The organism is Streptomyces sp. NPDC086549 (genome assembly GCF_044746205.1).
Classification (GTDB): domain Bacteria; phylum Actinomycetota; class Actinomycetes; order Streptomycetales; family Streptomycetaceae; genus Streptomyces.
Window position 1 is genome coordinate 275,992 of record NZ_JBIVBS010000009.1, and the last position, 21,313, is coordinate 297,304.

Annotated in this window: 16 protein-coding genes and 1 pseudogene; 13 read left to right on the top strand and 4 right to left on the bottom strand. The window is 69.0% G+C overall.

Annotated features, from left to right (window positions below; translation table 11 throughout):
• Nucleotides 1-9 precede the first annotated feature (9 nt).
• From ACIPSA_RS27660 to ACIPSA_RS27675, 4 genes are all read left to right on the top strand, one after another.
• Nucleotides 10-1,554 carry a sugar ABC transporter ATP-binding protein gene (locus tag ACIPSA_RS27660; protein ID WP_402639093.1) on the top strand — a complete coding sequence of 515 codons (1,545 nt, stop codon included), beginning with the start codon at nucleotides 10-12 and terminating at the stop codon, nucleotides 1,552-1,554.
• Nucleotides 1,551-1,874: an L-rhamnose mutarotase gene (locus ACIPSA_RS27665; protein WP_402639095.1), complete on the top strand. Its 324-nt coding sequence runs from the start codon at nucleotides 1,551-1,553 to the stop codon at nucleotides 1,872-1,874. Before ACIPSA_RS27660 ends, ACIPSA_RS27665 begins: the two co-directional genes overlap by 4 nt.
• Before the next feature lie 63 nt (nucleotides 1,875-1,937).
• Entirely contained in the window at nucleotides 1,938-2,813 is an 876-nt protein-coding gene (locus ACIPSA_RS27670; RefSeq protein WP_402639097.1) for an amidohydrolase family protein, read from the top strand.
• A 94-nt stretch (nucleotides 2,814-2,907) separates the two neighbouring features.
• Nucleotides 2,908-3,627, top strand: a complete 720-nt coding sequence (locus tag ACIPSA_RS27675) for a GntR family transcriptional regulator (RefSeq protein WP_402639100.1) — start codon at nucleotides 2,908-2,910, stop codon at nucleotides 3,625-3,627.
• 147 nt (nucleotides 3,628-3,774) lie between these two features.
• Here the strand turns inward: ACIPSA_RS27675 and ACIPSA_RS27680 are convergent, their stop codons facing one another.
• The gene (locus ACIPSA_RS27680; RefSeq protein ID WP_402639102.1) at nucleotides 3,775-4,797 is read right to left on the bottom strand and encodes a LacI family DNA-binding transcriptional regulator; all 1,023 of its coding nucleotides are present in this window, start codon (nucleotides 4,795-4,797) and stop codon (nucleotides 3,775-3,777) included.
• Nucleotides 4,798-5,000: 203 nt separating this feature from the next.
• Between ACIPSA_RS27680 and ACIPSA_RS27685 the strand changes: the two genes are divergently transcribed.
• The 7 genes from ACIPSA_RS27685 to ACIPSA_RS27715 all read left to right on the top strand — a co-directional run bounded on the left by ACIPSA_RS27685 (nucleotide 5,001) and on the right by ACIPSA_RS27715 (nucleotide 16,567).
• A complete protein-coding gene (locus ACIPSA_RS27685) occupies nucleotides 5,001-6,272 on the top strand; it encodes an ABC transporter substrate-binding protein (protein WP_402639105.1) in 1,272 nt (423 codons plus the stop codon).
• Between the two features lie 74 nt (nucleotides 6,273-6,346).
• The gene (locus tag ACIPSA_RS27690; protein ID WP_402639108.1) at nucleotides 6,347-7,237 is read left to right on the top strand and encodes a carbohydrate ABC transporter permease; all 891 of its coding nucleotides are present in this window, start codon (nucleotides 6,347-6,349) and stop codon (nucleotides 7,235-7,237) included.
• The gene (locus ACIPSA_RS27695) at nucleotides 7,234-8,151 is read left to right on the top strand and encodes a carbohydrate ABC transporter permease (protein ID WP_402639111.1); all 918 of its coding nucleotides are present in this window, start codon (nucleotides 7,234-7,236) and stop codon (nucleotides 8,149-8,151) included. Before ACIPSA_RS27690 ends, ACIPSA_RS27695 begins: the two co-directional genes overlap by 4 nt.
• On the top strand, nucleotides 8,148-10,847 hold the full coding sequence (locus ACIPSA_RS27700; RefSeq protein WP_402639114.1) for a hypothetical protein: 2,700 nt from the start codon (nucleotides 8,148-8,150) through the stop codon (nucleotides 10,845-10,847). The genes ACIPSA_RS27695 and ACIPSA_RS27700 overlap by 4 nt, the downstream gene beginning before the upstream one ends.
• Nucleotides 10,848-10,854: 7 nt before the next feature.
• Nucleotides 10,855-12,558: a class I mannose-6-phosphate isomerase gene (locus ACIPSA_RS27705; protein WP_402639116.1), complete on the top strand. Its 1,704-nt coding sequence runs from the start codon at nucleotides 10,855-10,857 to the stop codon at nucleotides 12,556-12,558.
• Complete coding sequence (locus ACIPSA_RS27710) at nucleotides 12,555-13,505, top strand: ROK family protein (protein ID WP_402639118.1); 951 nt, start codon at nucleotides 12,555-12,557, stop codon at nucleotides 13,503-13,505. The genes ACIPSA_RS27705 and ACIPSA_RS27710 overlap by 4 nt, the downstream gene beginning before the upstream one ends.
• 191 nt (nucleotides 13,506-13,696) lie before the next feature.
• The gene (locus ACIPSA_RS27715; RefSeq protein ID WP_402639120.1) at nucleotides 13,697-16,567 is read left to right on the top strand and encodes a glycosyl hydrolase family 95 catalytic domain-containing protein; all 2,871 of its coding nucleotides are present in this window, start codon (nucleotides 13,697-13,699) and stop codon (nucleotides 16,565-16,567) included.
• A gap of 178 nt (nucleotides 16,568-16,745) precedes the next feature.
• On the opposite strand, the gene ACIPSA_RS27720 is transcribed toward ACIPSA_RS27715, so the two are convergent.
• Together ACIPSA_RS27720 and ACIPSA_RS27725 are read right to left on the bottom strand one after the other, a co-directional pair.
• Nucleotides 16,746-17,252 carry a GNAT family N-acetyltransferase gene (locus tag ACIPSA_RS27720; protein ID WP_402639122.1) on the bottom strand — a complete coding sequence of 169 codons (507 nt, stop codon included), beginning with the start codon at nucleotides 17,250-17,252 and terminating at the stop codon, nucleotides 16,746-16,748.
• A gap of 235 nt (nucleotides 17,253-17,487) precedes the next feature.
• On the bottom strand, nucleotides 17,488-17,874 hold the full coding sequence (locus ACIPSA_RS27725; RefSeq protein ID WP_402639123.1) for a DUF4440 domain-containing protein: 387 nt from the start codon (nucleotides 17,872-17,874) through the stop codon (nucleotides 17,488-17,490).
• A gap of 164 nt (nucleotides 17,875-18,038) precedes the next feature.
• Here ACIPSA_RS27725 and ACIPSA_RS27730 point away from each other — a divergent pair, with 164 nt between their 5' ends.
• The gene (locus ACIPSA_RS27730; protein ID WP_402639125.1) at nucleotides 18,039-19,127 is read left to right on the top strand and encodes an aldo/keto reductase; all 1,089 of its coding nucleotides are present in this window, start codon (nucleotides 18,039-18,041) and stop codon (nucleotides 19,125-19,127) included.
• A 46-nt stretch (nucleotides 19,128-19,173) separates the two neighbouring features.
• On the opposite strand, the pseudogene ACIPSA_RS27735 reads toward ACIPSA_RS27730, so the two are convergent.
• Nucleotides 19,174-20,656: pseudogene (locus ACIPSA_RS27735) on the bottom strand (MDR family MFS transporter).
• A 90-nt stretch (nucleotides 20,657-20,746) separates the two neighbouring features.
• On the opposite strand from ACIPSA_RS27735, the gene ACIPSA_RS27740 reads away from it, so the two are divergent.
• Entirely contained in the window at nucleotides 20,747-21,307 is a 561-nt protein-coding gene (locus tag ACIPSA_RS27740) for a TetR/AcrR family transcriptional regulator (protein ID WP_402639127.1), read from the top strand.
• The last annotated feature ends 6 nt before the right edge of the window (nucleotides 21,308-21,313 follow it).

Consider the following 21,313-nt stretch of genomic DNA (forward strand, 5'->3'; position numbering starts at 1 on the left):
AGGTGTCCGATGAGCGACGTTCTTCTCGAAGGCCGGGAGATTGCCAAGGTCTTCCCCGGAGTACGCGCCCTGGACGGCGTCGGCCTGCGCCTGACGGCCGGATCCGTGCACGCGCTGCTCGGCGAGAACGGTGCGGGGAAGTCCACCCTCATCAAGGTCCTGACCGGCGTCCACACGCCCGACGGCGGCCGGCTCACCTGGCGCGGCGAGGAGGTTCACCTGCGCTCGCCGCTGGAGGCCACGCGCACCGGAATCGGCGTCGTCCACCAGGAGCGCAACCTCATACCCGACTTCTCGGTGGCCGAGAACATCACGCTCCAGCGCCCTCCCTCGCGCCGCGGGCTCGTCGACCGGGAGGCCATGAACGCGCCCGCCCTGCGCTGTCTGGCGGAGCTGGGTCTGGACCTCGACCCGCTCCGGCCGGTCCGTGAACTGTCCGTGGCCCAGCAGCAGTTGGTGGAGATCGCGAAGGCGCTCCACACCGAGAGCGAGGTGCTGCTGCTCGACGAGCCGACCGCCTCGTTGTCCCCGCAGGAGGCCGAGCGCCTCTTCGACGTCGTCCGGCGGCTGACGGCTCGTGACACCTGCGTCGTGTTCGTGAGCCACAAGCTGGAAGAGGTCTTCGCGATCTGCGACACCGTCACCGTACTGCGCGACGGCAGGTCCGTGCTGGAGTCCTCACCGCTCGCCGACCACACGCACGACGACATCGTGAACCTGATGGTGGGCCGCGCACACACGGCGACCGAGATGCGGCCGCGCACCCCGGACCGTACGGCCGCCCCGGTCCTCGCGCTCGACGGGATCTCCACCGCCGACGGCCACCAGGACATCTCCCTGGAGGTACGGCCCGGAGAGATCGTCGGCCTCTACGGACTGGTCGGCGCCGGACGCAGCGAACTGGTCAAGGCCGTACTGGGCCTCGACCGGGTGACGGGCGGCGAGATCAGGGTGCACGGCAAGTCGGCCCGGATCGCCTCCCCCCGCCAGGCGCTGCACGAGTTCGGCATCGGCTACCTGACCGAGAACCGCAAGGAAGAAGGCGTCTTCCTCGAACAGCCCATCCACCGGAACATCACGGTCACCGTGTGGAAGAAGCTTGCCAAGGTCCTCGGGTTCATCTCCGCCGCCGAGGAACGGAACGAGGCCCAGGACCTTGTCGAACGCCTCGGCATCCGTGTCTCGGGGCTGGAGCAGAATGCCGGTGAACTGTCCGGGGGCAACCAGCAGAAGGTGAGCCTGGCGAAATGGCTCGCGGCCGACACCCGGCTGCTGATCGTCGACGAGCCGACCGTGGGTGTCGACGTACGTACCAAACACGGCTTCCATGAACTCCTCTGGGAGCTGGCCCACGGAGGCCTGCCGATCCTGCTGATCAGCAGCGACCTCACCGAGATGATCACACTGGCGGACCGTGTGCTCGTCATGGCCGACCACCGCATCCGCGGCGAGGTCGACAACGACCGCGACTACGACCGGATGAGCGGCCGGATCATCCGTATCATCCACGACCGTGCGCTCTCGGCAGAGGCCGCGAAGGAGGAGATCGTATGAGGCGCGTGGCGCAGGTGATCAGGGTCCGTCCGGAGCAGCTGGAGACGTATCGCGAGCTGCACCGCGACGTACCCCAGCCGGTGCTGGACACACTGCGGGACTGCCACGTCCGGAACTACTCGATCCACCTGTTGGGCGACCTGCTGTTCGGCTACTTCGAGTACCACGGTGACGATCTGGCCGCGGACATGGCCCGCATGGCCGCCGACGAGGCGACGCAGGCCTGGTGGCGGCTCACCGCACCCTGCCAGCAGCCGGTGGAGGAGGCGGCACCGGGGGAGTGGTGGGCCTCGATGGAGCAGGTGTTCCTCATGCCGTGACGCCCTGATCACCGAGGACGGATCGGAGAAGGAGAGGGAGAGGGATATGGAGAAGAGAACCGCATGAGCGACACGCCACTCGTCGACGCCCACCACCATGTGTGGGACCTGGCCGTACGGGACCAGGGCTGGATCACCGGTCCCGAACTCGCACCGCTGCGCAGGTCCTTCTCGCTGTCGGATCTGCGTCCGCAGGCCGAGCGGGCCGGAGTCGGCGCGACCGTGATGGTCCAGACCCTGACGGTCCCGGAGGAGACCCCCGAGATGCTGGCGCAGGCGGCCTCCGACGCGCTGGTCGCCGGGGTGGTCGGATGGACCGACCTGACAGCTCCCGATGTGGTGGACACGCTGGCCCGGCTGCGTGAACTGCCCGGTGGCGGCCGGCTGGCGGGCATCCGGCACCAGGTGCAGTCGGAACCCGATCCGCGGTGGCTGGTACGGGAGGATGTCCTGCGGGGGCTGTCCGCGGTGGCCGACGCCGGCCTGGCCTACGACCTCGTCATCCTCCCGCACCAGCTGCCCGCGGCCACCGCCGCGGCCCGCCGTCTGCCGGGCCTCAGGTTCGTGCTGGATCACGTCGGCAAACCCGCCATCGCGACGGGCGTGCTCGAACCGTGGGCTTCGGAACTGCGAGCCCTGGCGGCCGAGCCCAACACCTTCTGCAAGCTGTCCGGCCTCGTCACGGAGGCCGACTGGTGCGGTTGGACGGTCGACGACCTGCGTCCTTTCGCCGAGACGGTCCTCGGCGCCTTCGGGCCGGACCGGGTCATGTACGGCTCCGACTGGCCCGTGTGCACCGTGGCCGCCGACTACGCGGAGGTACTCGATGCGGCCCGCGCTCTGACGGCCGGGCTCAGCGTGGACGAACGGGCCGGCGTATTCGGCGGCACGGCCGTGAACGCCTACCGGCTGCGCGTGCCTGACGCCGCCGACGCCTGACGGCACCGCCGGGATCGGCGGCGCCGAGTACGGCCCTCACCTCGTTAAACTGCTCTGGTCCCGACACCCCGGAGCACCAGGAGCAGGAGAACGGATGCCACCGCATGACAGTTCCTCCGCCAGGGCCCCGGAGTCCGATGGACGAAGCCAATCCGCCGGTCCTGGTCGCCAGGTCCTTTCGGACAGCGTCTACGAGCAGATCAAGGCCATGGTCATGGACCATGAGATCGCCCCCGGCGCACGCGTCGGGATCGAAGCACTGTCGCGTGCCCTGGGTGTCTCACCCACGCCCGTCCGTGAGGCGCTGGCCCGGCTGGAGTCCGACGGACTTGTGGTGAAAAGGTCGCTCTCCGGGTATCGGGCGACCGAGTTGCTGACCCGCGAGGGCCTTGAGGAGCTCTTCGAAATGCGACTCCTCCTGGAACCGCGAGCGGCGGCGCTCGCCGCCATCAACGCCACCGAGGAGCAGCTCGACTCCATCGAGCGGCTCGTGGAGGAGATGCAGACTCACCCGGGGCCGACGGGGCGGTACGCGGACTACCGCGACTTCGCCGGTCTCGACCAGCGCTTTCACGACGCGGTCGCGGTGACCTCGCAACGTCCGCTGCTCGCCGATGCGGTGGAGCGGCTCCACTCCCATCTGCACGTCTTTCGCCTGAGAAGCGTCGGGAGCGTCGGGAGCGCCGACGACCCCACGCTGGCGGAACACGAACGCGTCGTACGCGCGATACTCCGCCGCAAGCCCGACCGCGCCGCCGAAGCCATGGCGGAGCACCTCACGCGCAGCCTTCAGCGGCAGCTCAGCCAGGAGTGACGCGGCGTTCACAGCGGCCGCGGCCATCGTGGGTCGGCACCGGATTCGAAGGGAATGACCGGCCCACCGAAATAACGTTATCGCGAACGACTCCCGGTGCCCTGCGTGTCCATCAAGAGGCCAACACGAAGTCATGCCACCTGGACATCAGGCCCGCACCTCCCCGGATCCGCGGACCTTCAAGGTGACCGGGACGATCACGGTCTGCACCGGCCGGCCGGGGTCGGCGATGCGTGCGCGCAGCAACTCGACGGCGGTCCGGCCGATCTTGGAGGTCTCCTGGGCGATCACGGTGAGGGCGGGCTGCAGCAGATCGGCGAGCGGCACCTCGTCGAAGCCGACCATGGCCAGCCGGGAGGCCGCCTGCGGCCCGAGGTGCCGCAGCACCGTGAGTGTGGTGTCCATGTTGCCGGTGACCAGGGCGGTCGCCGGATCCGCGCCCCGCAGAGCCGTGTCCAGCGCCGCGGCCACCCGCTCGGCGGTGATCTCGCCGGGGTGCACCAGGCCTTCCACGGCCTCGCCGTGGGCCCGCAGGGCCGCGCGGAACGCCGCGGCGCGCTCCCGGCCGGAGAAGACGCGCTCGCTGTCGCCGATGTAGGCGATGCGGCGGTGCCCGTGCTGGTGCAGGTGGTGGAACGCCATGCCGATCCCGGAGGCGTTGTCGGACATGACGCAGTCCACCGAGATACCGCTCATCGGCCGGTCCATGGCCACCAGCGGCATGCCCGCCTCCAGCTCCGGCTGCAGATAGCCGTGGTTCTCGCCGAACGGCTCGACGATGATGCCGTCGAGGCGCTGCCGGCACATGGATATCAGGATGTCGCGCTCCCTGGCCTCGTCGAAGTCCGTGGACGCGGCCAGGAGGGTCAGCCCCGAGTCGCGGGCCGTCCGCTCGATGGCGGCCAGCTCCGGGTTGACCTCGGCGATCCGCCGTACCGCGGCGCCGATCGTTCCGGTGACGCCGGTGCGCAGCTGCCGGGCGCGCTCGTCCGGACGGTAGTTCAGCGCCGCGATCGCGGCCTGGACCTTGGCGACGTACTCCGGTCCCACCGTCGGGTCGTCGTTGACCACCCGTGAGACGGTGCGCAGGGCCACCCCGGCCTCGCGAGCGACGTCGACCATCGTCGGACGCTTGGGCCGCCCTTCGTCCCCACGCCGTGCTCGGCTCATCCGGTAACTCCTCGTCGAAACTGTGGACCGATATCAGACCGGCCCTTGACACATTCCCGCAACGCGCTCCTATCCTCGCGATAACGTTATCTCGAAGGGTGACGCGGCGTCGATCCGCTCCGATCTCCCCCCACCCGTCGAGTCTCATCCACCCGCCGGGTCTCATCCACCCATCGGGTCACACCGTCCCTTCAGGAGACTTCATGCGGCACAACCGTCTGACCGCTGCTTGCCTCGCCGCAGGGCTCGCCCTCACCGGATGCTCTGCCGCCGCGACCGGAAGCGCGAAGGATGGCACCACCCTGACCTATCTCACCTTCGAGACCCCCAGCCTGACCGCGAAGTTCTGGGACACCTCGATCGCCAACGCCAAGAAGAAGGTCCCGGACGTCGCGGTCAAGAAGATCGTCGCTCCGAGCACGGACCGGGACGCGTACGCCAAGCAGCTTCAGGCCTCCGGGCAGTTCCCCGACCTGCTCCAGTCGATCACCCCGTCGACGTTCGCGACGGCCGGGCTGCTCAAGCCGTACGACCAGAAGTGGGTGAACGCCAACTTCATGCTCCCCATGGGCAACGCCTACAAGGGCAAGGTCTACATTCCGCCCACCAACTCGCAGATCATCCCCGAGGTGTTCTACAACAAGAAGCTGTTCGCCAAGGCGCACATCGCCGCGCCTCCCCGGACGTGGTCGGACTTCATGGCCGTGTGCGCCAAGCTCAAGGCGGCCGGCATCACCCCGGTCGAGCTGGGCGGCGGCGACCCGTTCGCGGCGTCGATGCCGCTGGTCGGCATCCTCTCCGCGGACGTGCTGGGCAAGGACCCGGACTGGCTCAAGAAGCGCTACGCCGGAAAGGTCAAGTTCAGCGACACGAACGTCAAGGCGGCGGTGGCCAAGTACCGGACGATGGTCGAGAAGGGCTACTTCGAGGACGGCGCCCTGGGCGTCAAGTACGCCGACTCCATCACGAACTTCACGTCGGGCAAGAGCGCGATGTACATGATGGGCAGCTGGTTCCTCGGTTCGGTGCCCAAGGACCACGCCGACGACTTCGGCGCCTTCCTCACCCCCACCGAGGACGGGTCGCTCGTCGTGCCGTTCGCGGTGGGCGGCTCCATGGCGATCAGCGCCAAGACCGCCGACCGGGCCAAGGCGACCGCGTTCGCCGAGGCCTGGTCGCTGGACCCGGCCAACTACAAGGCCCTGATCGAGGGTGACGGCGCGTTCCCGATGCTCAAGGGCAAGACCCTGGCCGACTACGGCGTCGACGTCACCCAGGTCTTCAAGGACTCCTACTCCTACGTCACCCAGCAGAACACGAAGGTCTCGGCGATCGGCTGGGCGGCCAACGACGACGCCATGCCCTCCGGACTGAACAACGCCTTCTACTCGGCCAGTCAGGCGCTCTTCTCGTCGGACGACATCAACGGGCAGCTGGCCAAGCTGGACGCCGCCTGGGACGCGGCGACCAAGTGACCCCCGCGCCGGCGCCGGGCGTACCGGGTCCGGCGCCGGCCCCGATCCCGTAGATCTCCTCCGAGGGAAGAGCCATGACCACCCGAGTCCGCCCACGCCGTGGCGACCCCGCCCTGGGATCGATCGCGCTTCTCGCGCTGGGCCTGTACGTCCTGTTCATCATCGTCCCTGTGATCATGAGCGGTTGGAAAAGCCTGACGAACGAGAACCCGCTCCTGGCGCGAGCCGACTTCGTCGGCGTCTCCAACTACACGGAGATGACGCACGACAGCGCCCTGGCCGCCAGTCTCGGCTTCACGCTCCTGCTGGCCTGCGCGTCGACGATCGTGGCCAACGCCGCCGGCATCGGGTTCGCGATGCTGCTCGACAGGACGTCGCTGAGCTTCCGGATGATGCGTACCGTCGCGTTCCTGCCGCAGGTGCTGTCCGGCGTGATCGTCGGCTACGTCTGGCGCTACATCCTGGCCCGGGACGGCATCCTCAACAACGTCCTGGTCTCCCTGGGGATCATCGGCAAGCCGATCACCTGGCTCGGCGACCCGCACCTGGCCATGCTCTCCGTCGGGCTCGTCGCGGCCTGGGTCCTGACGGGTTTCACCACCGTCGTGCACCTGGCCGCGTTCCAGTCGATCCCCGTCGAGCTGTACCAGGCCGCGATGGTGGACGGAGCGGGGCGCTGGCAGCGGTTCCGGCGGATCACGTTCCCGATGCTGGCCCCCGGCACCACCATCAGCGTCACCATCTCACTGATCACGATGCTCAAGCTCTACGACATCATCGCGGTGCTCACCTCGGGCGGCCCGGCCGACTCCACCCAGTCCACCGCTCTGTACATCATCCAGCTCGCCTTCACCGACGACCGCTACGGCTACGCCTCGGCCGTCGCGATGCTCCTTCTCGTCGTCTCCACCGTCATCGCCCTGTCCGTGACCGCCCTGCTGCGCCGCCGGGAGGTGGACCTGTGACCGCGTCGACATCGCACCGGCCGGCGCAACGACCGACGTCCCGGAGCCGAACCGCCCCGCAGACCGCACCCCCGCCGCACACCGACCGCCGCGCCTGGGCCGCGAAGGGGCACCTCGTCGCCGCCGGACTGCTCACCCTGGCCTTCGTCAGCCCGATCTACCTCACGATCGTCAACGCCTTCAAGACGCAGCACCAGATCATCCGCGACCCGGCGGCTCCCCCCGCCCCGCCGACGACGCACAACCTGACCGATGCCCTGGCCCGGCCCGACCGGATCGTCCAGATCGGCCTGACCAACTCCGCGGTCACCGTCATCGCCTCGGTGCTGCTGATCATCCCGCTGGGCGCCGCCCTCAGCTTCTGGCTGACCCGCCGCTCCGCCCGCCTGCGCCGGATCGTCCTGGCGGGCTTCGCCGCCGGCCTGATGATCCCGCCCGCGGTGGTCCTGCTGCCCACCATCCGCATCCTGACCTTCCTGCATCTGGACCACACCTATGCGGGGCTGATCCTGGCCAACGTCGGCGGCGGCTACCTGTCGTTCGCGGTCTTCGTCTACTCCGGCTTCCTGCGCTCGATCCCCGACGAGATCATCGAGGCCGCGACCGTGGACGGCGCCGGGACGCTGCGGATCTGGCGGACGATCGTCATGCCGCTGCTGCGCCCGGCCACCGCGACCGTAGCGATCTTCCTGTCGCTGTGGATCTGGAACGACTTCATGAACCCGCAGTTCATCCTCGGCCCGCTGCACGGCCAGACGATCACCACAGGGCTGTATCTGTCGGTCGGCCAGTACTCGACCAACTACGCCCAGCTGTTCGGCGTGATGCTCCTGGCGGCGGTCGTCCCCGTCGCCGGCTACCTCGCGTTGCAGAAGCAGTTCATCGCCGGACTCACCTCGGGAGCCACCAAGTGACCTCGAACACCGACCCCGGCCCCTTGGACATCGGCAAGACCGGCGTCCCCGACCTGGACGACGTCGCGGGGCACTGGGTCGGCCTCGACGAGCTCGCGCACCTGCCCTCGCTGCGCAATCAGCAGGGGCAGGGCCACGTCAACCACGACCTGACCTCCCTGTCCTGGCTGGCCGCACCGCCGTTCACCTTCGGCTACCACACAGGCGAGTTGCATGTGGACGGCGCGACCCCGGCCGCGCAGCGCTTCCTGTGGAAGCCGTGGGGCGTGACCCGCGAGCACCGCGGCGACGGGCTGCTGCTGACCACCGACACCCGTATGGCGCTGTCCCGGGATCTGCTCCTGTGGCGCATCGTGGTCACCAACGAGACCGGCGAGGCCAGGACGGTCGAGCTGTCCCAGGACCTGTTCGCGATGGTCGCCCACTCCGAGGTCGGCTACGGCTGGCTGTACGACGGCCCGTGGAACCACGGCCAGCACCACGACTTCATGGCACTGGAGCGCATCCGGGCCACCACCGGCGGACGCGGGCCGTCCTATCTGCTGTCGCCCGCACCCCGGCGGCTACGGCTGGGCAAGCCCCGCATTCCGGGGATCCAACGCGACGAGGACCACGGTCCGATGCTCCTCGACGACGCGCTCCCGGCGCACGTCAGCCACGACAAGGTGCCGGAGCGACGCATCGGCGTGGCCGCGACCGTACGCGGACTTCGGGTGGAGGCGGCCGACGGCGGCGTGACCCTGAGGGCGGACGAGGCGATCGCGCTGGCGCCCGACGACGAGGCGAATCTGGACACCTTCGCCCTCGCCCCGGGCCTGACGATCGCCTTCGAGCTGCGACTGGATGCGGCGAGGCAGTCCGGGACCGTCCTCACCCATGGCAACCACCCCGACTCCCTCCAGATCGGTGTCGCTGACGGCCGGCTGTGGCTCGGCATCACGGGGGAGCGGGAGTTCACCGACACCGCACTCTCCGTCGGGGACTGGCACCGCGTCGAGGCGCACATCGACGCCGACCACGTCGTGCTGCGGCTCGCGGGCGCCGAGATCGCACGTACCCGGCACTGGACCGAGTCGCGCCGCTGGGTGTCCCGTATCGAGGACGGCACCGTAACCTTCGCGGACTCCCGGTCGCCGGCCCGCGCCGCCTACGCCTTCGCCGGGCCGCCGGCCGGGCTCCGGGCCGAGGGCGCAGGCGGCCGCGCGACCTGGACGTGCCGGATCGAGCCCGGCCGGAGCATGACCATCGCGATCACCTGTGCGTACGGAACCGACGCCGGCGCCGTCTCCGCACAGGCCCGCGCCGCCGCGGCGGACCCGGGGAAGACGCTGCGTGAGGGGGAGGACGGCTGGCGACGGCTCTGGACCAGCATGTTCACCCTGGGCAACCCCGACTTCTCCGGGCACCTGCCGACCTTCACCACCGATGACGCCGGACTCGCGCGCACCTACTACATGGGGGCACTGCAGGCGCTGTACATGCGCAGCATGCGCATCCGGCCCGGCGAGCCGGTCTTCCTCACCGGCGGCCCCCGGCTCGGGCCGACCACCACCTACTTCTGGGACCACTGCGAGTGGAGCCGGGTGTACGCCCTGCTGGAACCGGCCGGCCTGCGCTCCTGGCTGCTGCGTGTCCTGGCCGGGCCCTACCGTGACTCCTTCGGTGTCGAGGCCGTCGGCGGCGGACCCCTGGGCAACGCCTACAGCGCCAACGACTACGCCCTGTTCCGGCTGATAGAGCACTACGTCTGCGTCACCGGCGACATCGCCTTCCTGGACGAGACAACCGGCGCGGCGACCGTCCTGGAACACCTGGAGCGGCTCGGCCTCGGATGGCGCGACAAACGCAGCCCGGCCACCGGCGGCGTGCTCGCCGACTTCGGTGACGATCCCTGGAACCTGCTGGAATGCGTTCCCAACTACACCGGGGTGGTCGCTTCCTTCAACGGCGCCTACGTCGGCTCGACGCGCTCACTGGCGGGACTGTACCGGCGTCTCGGCCGCAAAGAGGACGCCGACCGGGCCGAGGCCGAAGCAGCTGAACTGGCCGACGCGCTCATGGAGTTGTATGCCGGGTCGGGCCGATGGCGGGTGCGCCGCCCGGACGGGACCGACACGATCGGGCACTGCCTGGACTTCGGCCTCGTGGCGGCAGCCCTCCACCGCGACCTCCCGGACGAGACACGGCGGGAGATGGCCGACTTCGTCACCGACCGTCTGCTGGTGGGTGGTTGGATGCGGGCGCTGAGCCCCGACGACCCGATCGCCGCCGCCTCCGACCGCCCCGACCACGGTGCGGCGGGCGCGTTTCCCGCCTGGCCCGGCGTCACCGCCCACGGCCTGGCCCGCCTCGGACACCGCGACCGGGCGATCGCTCTCCTGCGCGGGCTCTCGTCCGCCGCCTCGGGTGGGCTGTGGGGCCAGGCCATGGAGATCATCACCGGACCGGACGGAGGGCACCGGGCCCGAGTGGCCGAGCGCGGCGTGGCCAATCGCGACTGCATCGCCGGCGCGGCCGGCGCCGAGGCGGTGCTCTCGGCCCTCTTCGGGATCAACCCGACGTTCGCGACCGGCGGGCCCACCGGGCTGCCCGCCACTTTGTCCGTCGAGGGTGTCGGGACGCTCACCGAACTGGGCCGGAGAACTCCGAGTTCCGGAACCCCTCGACACACCTCGGCACACTCGAAGAAGGACTGACATCGCCATGTCGCCCGTTCGTGGCTACGAAGCCGAACCCTGCCACAGCATCACCGGAGAGGTCGGTGCCGGATACCGTAACGCGGTCGCCGGCCTCGCGCCGGGGCTGGTCCTCGCCGTAGACGGCCCCGTGGCCGTCGACTGGGAGACTGCCGTCGCCGAGATCCGCGACGCGCTGGCCGCCCGCGACATCACGGTGAAGCAGATCGACATACGCGAGCACTTTGCCGCGTGGCCGGACATAGTCGCCCTCACCGCGTCCGCGGTGCTGGAGGACGACCCGGACTTCGCCCCGTTGTCCCGGGCCGGCCTGGCCGACTTCTTCACCGCGCTTCCGCGGCCCGAGGCCGCGACGAGCGCCGTCACCGTTGTCTTCGGCCCGGGAGCGGCCTTGGTCACGCACGACACGCTCTGGTACGCGGACCTGCCCAAACGGTATGCCGAGGCCGCCATCACCGGTGGGACGAGCCGCAATCTGGGGCAGCCGGCCGACACCGGAGCGGGCACGACCCGCCGCCTGTTCTACATCGACTGGCCCGTCCTGGACCGGCACCGTGACTGCATCATCGCCGACGTCGACCTGTGGCTGGACACCCAGGACCCCCAGGCCCCGGCCTGGCTGGACGGACCCGCGCTGCGCGACGCCCTCGCCGGTCTGGCCGCCCGGCCCTTCCGTACCCGGCCCACCTTCAACACCACCTCCTGGGGCGGCCACTGGGCCCAGAAGGAGCTCGGCCTCAACCCCACGGCAGCCAACACCGCCCTCGGCTACGAACTCATCGCGCCGGAGAGCGGAATCCTCGTCGGTACCCCGGACGGAGCGCGCGTCGAGGTCCCGTTGCAGGCACTGGTCGCTCTGCACCCCGAGCAGCTCCTCGGAGAACCCGTGCACGCCACGTTCGGCACCTCGTTCCCGATCCGCTTCGACTACCTCGACACCGTCGGCGGCGGAAACCTGTCCGTCCACTGCCACCCGCAGCCGGACTACATGCGACGGGTCTTCGGCTGGCCCTACACCCAGCACGAGACCTACTACATGATGGTCGGCGGGTCCGACCGGCAGGTGTTCCTGGGCCTGCGCCAGGACGCCGACCTGGAGGCCTTCCGCCGCGAGGCGGACCGAGCGGTCCACGACGGCGTGCCGTTCGACATCGAACGCTACGTCCAGACCTTCCCCGCCGACCGGCACCAGCTCTTCCTCATCCCGGGCGGCACCCCACACGGAAGCGGCGAGGGCAACGTCGTACTCGAAATCAGCGCGACGCCCTACCTGTACAGTCTCCGTTTCTACGACTGGCTGCGCACAGACCGCGAAGGCAGGCAACGGCCCGTCCACGTCGGCCACGCGTTCGAGAATCTCGACCCCGCCCGGTCGGGGGAGGCCGTGGCAAGGGACCTGGTCCAGAAACCGCGGACGCTGCGCTCGGGCGACGGCTGGCGCGAGGACGTGATCGGCCGCCTCCCGGAGATGTTCTTCGAGGTACGACGTCTCGAACTGGCCGCGGACGCCGCAGTGGACGACGACACCGACCACCGGTTCCACGTGGTCAACGTCGTGGAGGGCGACGGGATCCTGCTGGAGACGAGCGGCGGACACCGCTACGTGCTGGCCTACGCCGAGACACTGACCGTGCCCGCCTCCGTCGGTGCCTACCGGGTGCGGCCCCTGGGCACGGGCCCGGTCCGCTACGTCAAGGCGCTGGTGCGATGAGCAGCCCGGACAACGGGACCGTCGTATCGGTGATGGACGTCGGCGGCACACACGTGACCGCGGCGAGCGTGGACATCGAGACCCGCAGTCTCCGGTCCCGCCGATCGTTCCGTGAGCCACTGGACGGTGACGGCAGTGCCGAAGAGATCCTGTCGACCCTCGTCCGGTGCGCCGCTCACCTGCCCGCGCGGCGCCCGACCCGATGGGCTGTCGCACTGCCCGGTCCCTTCGACTACGAACGCGGCATCGGACGGTACGAAGGGGTCGGCAAGTTCGACGCCCTGCGTGGCTTCGATCTCCGAGCCGCTCTGACGGCGGCGCTGCCCGACGCCTCCCGCATCAGCTTCTGCAACGACGCGGACGCTTTCGTGCTCGGTGAATGGTGGGCCGGGGCGGCGCGTGGACACCGCTCCGTCGTCGGGATCACCCTCGGAACCGGTGTGGGCTCCTGCTTCCTGCGTGACGGCCGCATCCTGCGCAACGGGCCCGGAGTCCCCCCTGAAGGGCGGCTCCACGCCCTGCGGTACGCGGAGAGGCCCCTGGAAGAGACGGTGTCCAGACGAGCGCTGCGGCGGACGTACGCACAGGCCACGGGCGAAGCGCCGCCCGATGTCCGGGAGATGGCGCAGCGAGCGCGACACGGGGACCGCGCCGCCACCCGCGTCTTCACCGAGACGTTCAGCGCCCTGGGACGAGTACTCGGGCCGCTGCTCGCGGCATTCGAACCAACGGTTCTCGTCGTCGGCGGTGGCATGGCAGGGGCATGGGATCTGATGGCCGGACCACTGCGAGCGGGAATCGCCGATACCGATCCGGTCGGCACCGCAAGCATCGTCGTCACCGCGGCGAGGCACCCGGCCGAGGCTCCACTGCTCGGCGCGGCGTACCTGGCCACAGCTCCGGTCGCGACGACCGAGACGCTCGGTTCTCGACGGCCGGCTCCGTGAGTACAGGCCCTCGGCGGCGGGTGCCCGGCAGCTGATCCGAGCCGCACCCGCCTGCACAAGGATCGGGTCACCGCCTGGACCGCAGAGCATCCGGCGCCCCGACCGCGCGGCCGTACCAGGCCGTCCTGAAACGCCCGCTCACACAAGGGCGGGGCAGCGCACCACCGGATGAGACGAAAGGTCACACCGCAGTGAGATCCCAGCTCCGCTACCGGCGGCGCGTCAGTACCCTGTTGGCCTCGACCCTCGTGGCCATCGGTCTGACCGCCGTTCAAGGCGGCTCGCCCGCCGTCGCACAGACCGTCAGCGATCCCACCTCGACCCAGGCTCTGCGCACGGTGGCGCGGTTCCAGGGTGAATGGAGTTCCCCGCCCACCACTTTGTCGAACGGCGAGACCGTCGACGCCCCGCTGATGGGCAACGGCGACGTCGGCGTCGCGGTCGGCGGCTCGATCGACGACCAGACGTTCTATCTCGGCAAGAACGACTTCTTCTCCACCGCCACCAACGGCATCGAGCCCCTCGGCCGGATCGTGCTGTCCGTCCCCGGCCTGGCCGGCGCCGGCTACCACGCCGTACAGAACATCGCCCATGCACAGGTCGAGGGCACCTACAGCCTCGGCGGCGAGAAACTCTCGTCCAGGAGCTGGGTCTCGGCGACCGAGAACCTGTTCGTCACCACCCTGCGCCTGTCCGGCTCGCGCTCGCAGGCGGCGACCGTCACCCTGCAGGACGGTCTCGGCAACACCCCGACCACCTCGGCCGGCGGTGGCGTGCTCGACGCCGACGTGCAGGCCGGCACCACCTCCGCCCCCGGGAACCCCCACGCCCGCATCGCGGCGACCGTACTGGGCGGATCCGCGAGTCTGTCGGGCAACCGGATCAGCCTGACCCTCAAGCCCGGCGTGACGTACACCGTCGCCGCGGCGATAAAGAGCAGCCACGACACGTCCCGTTACGAGTCCGACGCCCACCACATGGCCTCCTCGCTGACCGGCGGCTCACTGGCGAAGCTGCACGCGGTACACGAATCCTGGTGGCGGGACTACTGGTCCCGGTCGTTCGTCCAGATCCCCGACCAGGCCGTCGAGAAGAGCTGGTGCGGCTCGCTCTACCTGCTCGGCTCGGTCTCACGTGCCGGGAAATACGCCCCGGGGCTGTGGGGCAACTGGATCACCGGGAACATGAACTGGTACGGCGACTACCACGCCAACTACAACTACGAAGCGGCGTTCTACCCGGCCCTGTCGACCAACCACATAGCCCAGATGGGCTCCTACGACGACCCCGTTCTGGACTGGATGCCCAGGGGCAAGGCGAAGGCCGCGGCCAACGGCTACAAGGGCGTGCTCTACCCCGTGGGCATCTCACCCAACGGCACCAGCGCCGCCGACGACCTGTACAACCAGAAGTCCGACGCCGTGAACCTGGCCAGCGACATGGTCATGGAATACGAGTACTCGCGCAGCGCCTCCTACGCGCGCAAGGTCCTTCCCTACCTCGAACAGGTCGGACTGTTCTGGCAGGACTACCTGACCTGGGACGAGGCCACCGGCACGTACAACATCCACAACGACGCGCCGCAGGAGGGCGGCGCCTACCCGCAGACCAACAGCATCCTCTCGCTCGGCCTGGTGCACCTGCTGTTCCAGGGCCTCATCGACATGAGCAGGGACCTGGGCGTCAACGACTCGCTCATCCCCACCTGGCAGCACATCGACGACAAGCTCGCGCCGCTGCCCACGATGTCGAGAAACGGGCAGACCGTCTTCAGACAGACCTCCGAAGGCGCCGGCTGGGTCAGCGACGGCAACGACGTCGCCATTCAGGCCGTCTACCCAGGCCTGCAGGTCGGGCTGAACAGTTCTGCGGACCTGCTCCAGACCGCGCGCAACACCGTGACGCAGCTCGACAACTGGCACAGCGACAACTCCCCGGCCACCTTGTACGCGGCCGCGGCGATGGTCGGCTACAACCCCAGCACGCTGATGGACGAACTGCACGCCGAGGCCACCGACCACTCCTACCCGAACATGGCGGTGCACCACTACGGCGGCGGTGTCGAGAACCTCAACGTCACCACCTCGGGGCTCGACGAAATGCTCCTGCAGTCGTTCCAGCACGACATCAAGGTCTTCCCGAACTGGACCGCCGACTCGAACGCCAAGTTCGGCGGCCTGCTCGCCTACGGCAACTTCCTGGTCTCCAGCAGCATTCGGAACAACGCCGTCGAGTACGTCCGGATCACCAGCCAGTCCGGCGGGAACCTCACCTTCACCAACCCGTGGCCCGGCCAGTCCATCGAGTACTACGCCAACGGCGTCCACAAGGCAGCCCTTTCGGGCACCATGATCAGGCTGAAGACCTCCGTCGGTGAGACGATCGACCTCGCCCCGCCGGGAACCAGCCTGTTCTCCATCCGCACCGAACTGGCCCAGCCGGCCAAGCCCTCGACCACCGATTCGTTCTCCACGAGCCTCGAAGCCGGACAGACCCAGCCGACCTGGACCGACACCGTCGACACCGTCGACGTCAAGGGCGGGGGCGACTACGGCGTCACTGGCCTCTGCTGCGGACTCTCGGGACCTCAAGCAGCCCTGCGCACCGGCGAACGGGCCCACACGGGCGACGCTTCGCTGATGTACTCGGGCTACGCCAACGGCGGGACCTACGACCACGCGTACATGCAGGTCTACGGCTTCAACGGCTCGCCGCTCACCGTCCGTGGCGACACGACGCTGAGCTACTGGATCTTCCCGCAGTCCGACGCCACCACTCCATGGGTGGCCGCGGGCTCTGACGACAGTACCTGCGTCGCCATCGACATGATCTTCACCGACGGCAGCAACCTGCGGGACTCCGGCGCCACCGACCAGTCCGGCACCGACATCCATCCGGCCAAGCAGTGCGGCCACCTCAAGTTGGACGAGTGGAACCACGTCACGGTGAACCTCGGGACGGTCGCGGCGGGGCACGCGGTCGGCAAGATCCTCCTCGGCTACGACCGGCCCGGCGCCACCGGCGGCTACCGGGGCTACATCGACGACGTGAGCATCAACTGATGCCGTAGAACCCGGTTGGCCGACGGCCACCAGCCGCCGGCCAACCGACACGCTCCTCCGCTTCCAGCTTCGCCAGGGCTCCACGCAGAGCCTTCCAAGTAGATGGGCACGGGCGGTGGCCCGGAGTTCCACCCTTCGAAAGCGGCCCGCGATCTTGAGCTCCCCTCTGGCCTCGGTCTCAGTCGTAGGTCTTCGCGGGGACGCTGAACGAGATCCAGACATCCGGCGGCAGGTCCGGCCGGTGTGGCACCGGCCTGTGCTCCTCAGCCCATGCCTCGCCGGCGATCTCCCTGGCGACACGGCGCCAGAATCGAACCGCGTCCACGTTGGCGTCTTGAAAGGCGACTTCCCACGCACCTGGATGCGTCGCCGTGACCTCCTGAACGGCCTGCATTCCGATCCCTCTCCTTCGTGCCCCGCGCACGACGAAGAAGCTGTTCAGCACGCGCGTCGGGCCAGTCACGCCACGAACGATGGCGAGACCGACGGGACGGTTGTCGTTCATGAGGAGGTACGGCGCCCAATCGGCGTCAGCGAAGGCTGTTTGAAGCCGATCGCTGCGAAAGGTTCCGTCCGGGTTGGGCAGCAGATCACCGAACTCCGACATGTCGTGACGGAACATCAGCCACAGCCGCTCCATGATGGGGCGATCGGCAGCGTCGGCGGGGCGTACGACGTCTGGCATGAAACTCCTTCGCAAGGACGGACTGATCACGGGCGCCGCAGGCTCGGATCAGTGGTCAAAGACTGGATCGGTGCCTGTACGAGCACAGGGGACAGGGAACCCCAGGGCATGAAAAAAGCCTTCCTGGCCCGGATGGATATCCGGGCCAGGAAGGCCTCACTACTGCTGCGGAGTATACCGGGTGGCTGTGCGGACCTGTCGCCAGAGTGTCCTGGTGGACGCCTTGAGGCATCGGTCAATCCACGCCGGGCGGCACGCGCGTGGCCTGGTGGTAATACATCCGCCAGCCCGCGGCTCCCTCCCCCTTGCGCCAGATCGAACTGTGCCTGGTCCTGCGTTCGCCGAGCATGGCCTCGAAGGTCAGATGCACCAGACCCGGCGCGAGCAGCACTCCCGAAATCTCTGAGGGCTCATAACGAGGACCGTCCTCCGAACTGCCTTGATGGTCGGGTAGTTCGGCGAGCATGGCCTCGAACGTCCACCGCCGCCCCGACGCGCCGACCTCCACGAACTCCGGGTCAAGGAGCTGCGCGGCCTGTTCCCGCGAGGCGCGGACACGCGGATCCATGAGCTGCAACTCGCGCGCGATCGCCTGGTTCACATCATCTGCTGCATCATCCATGGAGGAATTCTCGCTGAGACCAACGACCACGCCGCAACCGCATTCACCCGCTGCCACGCGGGGCACGGCAAACGGGGGAGAATTTCTTACCCCTCACAGCGCTCGGTTCGCGTGCAAGGCTGGGCGGCACACCACGCGACTCCCTTTCCAGGAGCACTGCTGCCATGCCCACTTCCGACCGCCCGACTGTCGACGTCGCCTACTCGGGCTACCGCCACACCGTGGGGATTGCCGAGGCCGTGGTGCGCGGTGCCGCAGATGTCGGCGCGGATGTCGTCTCCGTCCCGGTGGACACCGTCACCGAGGAGCAGTGGGCGCAGCCGGACGCCGCAGGCGCGTGCATCGGCACCGCCAGGAACCTGGGCGCCCGCGCACAGAAAGGCCACAACGCCATGAGTACGACTCCAGAACCCCACCGCGCCCCCACCGGCCCCGCCGACACCTTGCCACTGCGCGACGCAGTGCGCATCCCGGTCCTCGGCCTGGGCGTCTTCCGTAGCCCCGCCGGCCGCGCCACCCAGCAGGCGGTCACCGCCGCGCTGGACGCCGGTTACCGGCACATCGACACAGCCGCCGTGTACGGCAACGAGGTGGACGTAGGCCAGGGGCTGCGCGACAGCGGCCTCGACCGTGACCAGGTGTTCGTCACCACCAAACTGTGGAACGCGGATCACGGCTACCAGTCGGCCCTCGACGCCTTCGAGCGCAGCCGCCGTCTACTCGGCGTCGACCACATCGACCTCTACCTCGTCCACTGGCCTGTGCCCGGTATCCGCCAGGAAACCTGGCGAGCCATGGAACACCTCCTGGAGACGGGCAAGGCCCGCGCCATCGGAGTCAGCAACTACATGACGCATCATCTGGAAGAACTGCTCGGCCACGCACAACACCTGCCTTCGGTCAACCAGTTCGAGCTCAGCCCTTACAACTACCGTTCCCGCGCGGACGTCATCGACCTCAGCCGGAAGAACGGCATCCAGGTGGAGGCGTACAGCCCGCTCACCAAGGGCCGCAAACTCGACGACCCGCCGCTGGTCCGAATCGCCGACGCCCACCGGCGTTCCACCGCACAGGTACTGATCCGCTGGGCCCTCCAGCACGAGCTGGTCGTCCTGCCCAAGTCCACCCACGCCGACCGTATCGCCGGCAACGCCGACGTGTTCGACTTCACCCTCACAGACGACGAGATGGAAACCCCCGACGCTCTCGACGAGAACCTCGTCACCGCTTGGGATCCCACCACCACCCCCTGACCCGATAGCCGCCAGTGCGCACGTAGCGCAGGCTCGGGCGCTGGACCTAGACGGCGTTTCCGGCTTCGGCCTTGCCGGCCGAGGCCGGTGGCTCGGGGCGGCCGGGCAGGAGCAGGCAGAGCGGTACGGCGACGGCGGTGAAGGCGACCGACCACCAGAAGGCGTCGCCGAAGCCGTCGGCCAGGGCGGCCGGGGTGCGGGCGTCGCCGGCGGTGTGCTGGAGGATGACGGCGAGCACGGCGGTGCCCACCGAACCACCGATCTGCTGGGCGACACGGGTGATGATGCTGGCGTCCGGGATTTCCTTGTGTCCCAGTCCGCTGTAGGCGGCGCCGGTGAGCGGGATCATGGTGGTGCCCATGCCGATGCCACGCACGAGCAGTGCGGCCATGAGCAGCACCTTGCTGGTGTCGGCGGTGGCGAACGCGAACGGCACGGTGGCCGCGGTGACGAGAGCGAATCCGGCGAAGGCAACCCATCGGGGGCCGCTACGGTCGGTGTAGTTGCCGGCCCGGGTGCGCGCGATGAGTGCGCCGACGCCCTGCGGGATGAGGAGCAGTCCGGCGCCGAGCGCGTCCTCGCCGCGGACCTGCTGCCAGTACAGCGGCAGCAGCAGCATCGCCCCGTACAGGGTGATGCCGGCCAGGAAGCCCAGGGCGGAGGAGGAGGCCAGCGCGCGGTGGCGGAAGAGCCGCAGGTCGACCAGCGCGCCGACGCGCGGCAGTGCCCAGGCGGTGAAGCCGCCGACCAGGGCGAGCCCGCCGATCAGCGGCACGAGCACCCCGGCGGTGGTGAAGCCCGCGCTGCCCTCCACCTGGGACAGTCCGTAGATGATGGCGGCAACCCCCGGGGAGAGCAGGAGCAGGCCCACGATGTCCAGGCGGGCGGGCGTGGGGACGGCCGGGTGCGGGACGGTCGTCGGGCAGGTTGCGCCAGGCGAGCCAGCCCCCGACGACGCAGAAGGGGATGTTGACGAGGAAGATCCAGCGCCAGTCGGCCAGGCTCAGGATGACGCCGCCCAGGACCGGGCCGAGGATCGGGCCGAGCGCGGTGGGCAGGGTGACGGTGGCCATGACCTTGCCGATGTTGCGGCCCTTGGTGACCTGAATGACCAGCGTGGCCATGAGCGGCATCATGATGCCGCCGCCGATGCCCTGGATGACGCGGAAGACGATGAGACTGGTCGCGTTCCACGCCAGTGCGCACGAGACCGAGCCGAGCAGGAACACGCCCAGCGCGGCGATCCACAGGCGTTTGCCGCCGAGCCGGGACTGGGCCCATCCGGCTAGAGGGATGGTGATGAACACGGCCAGCAGGTAGCCAGTGCTCACCCACTGGATCGTGGACAGCGGAGCGCCCAGTTCCTTGGCCAGGTCATTGAGGGCGACGGTGACGATGGTGGTGTCGAAGACGACGGCGAGGGCACCGACGATGATGGTGAACGCTATGCGCCACACGGCAGGATCGATGCGGTCGGGGTCCGGCGCCGCAGACGCGGTCCCGGTCCGGGTCCCGTGGGAAGTGCTCACGAACAGCCCATAAGATATAGAGTCGTATCTTACGGGCGCCAGAGGAGGGCGCTAAAATAAGATAGGCAAGTCTATCTAATGGGGGTGTGGATGGCTGAGCGGCGCCGCGGAGCTGCACTGGAGAAGGCGCTCCTCGATGCGGCCTGGGAAGAACTCACGGCCAACGGCTACGCCAGGTTCACCATGGACGCCGTCATCCAGCGCGCAGGCACCAGCCCTCCGGTGCTCTACCGCCGCTGGTCCGACCGTGACGAGCTCGTCCGGGCGGCCATCGCCCACATCCTGGAGGAATCCCGAGTCGACATCCCCGACACCGGGAGCCTGCGCGAGGACGTCCTCACCGTCATGCGGACGATCAACGCCACGCGCGTCCAGCTCGTCACCGTCATGAGCGTGCACCTGGCCGGCTACTACCAGGAGACAGGCACCAGCCCCGGCGAACTCCTCGCCACGGGACGGGAGAAGACCGCCGACGTGCTCTTCGACCGCGCCGTCGGCCGCGGCGAGATCAAACTGGAACGCCTCAGCGAACGCATCAAGTCCCTCCCCTTCGACCTGCTGCGCCACGAAATCCTCACGACCTTCGCCCCCGTACCCGACCACGTCCTCGAAGAGATCGTCGACACGATCTTCCTCCCCCTGGTGCGCTGACCGCGG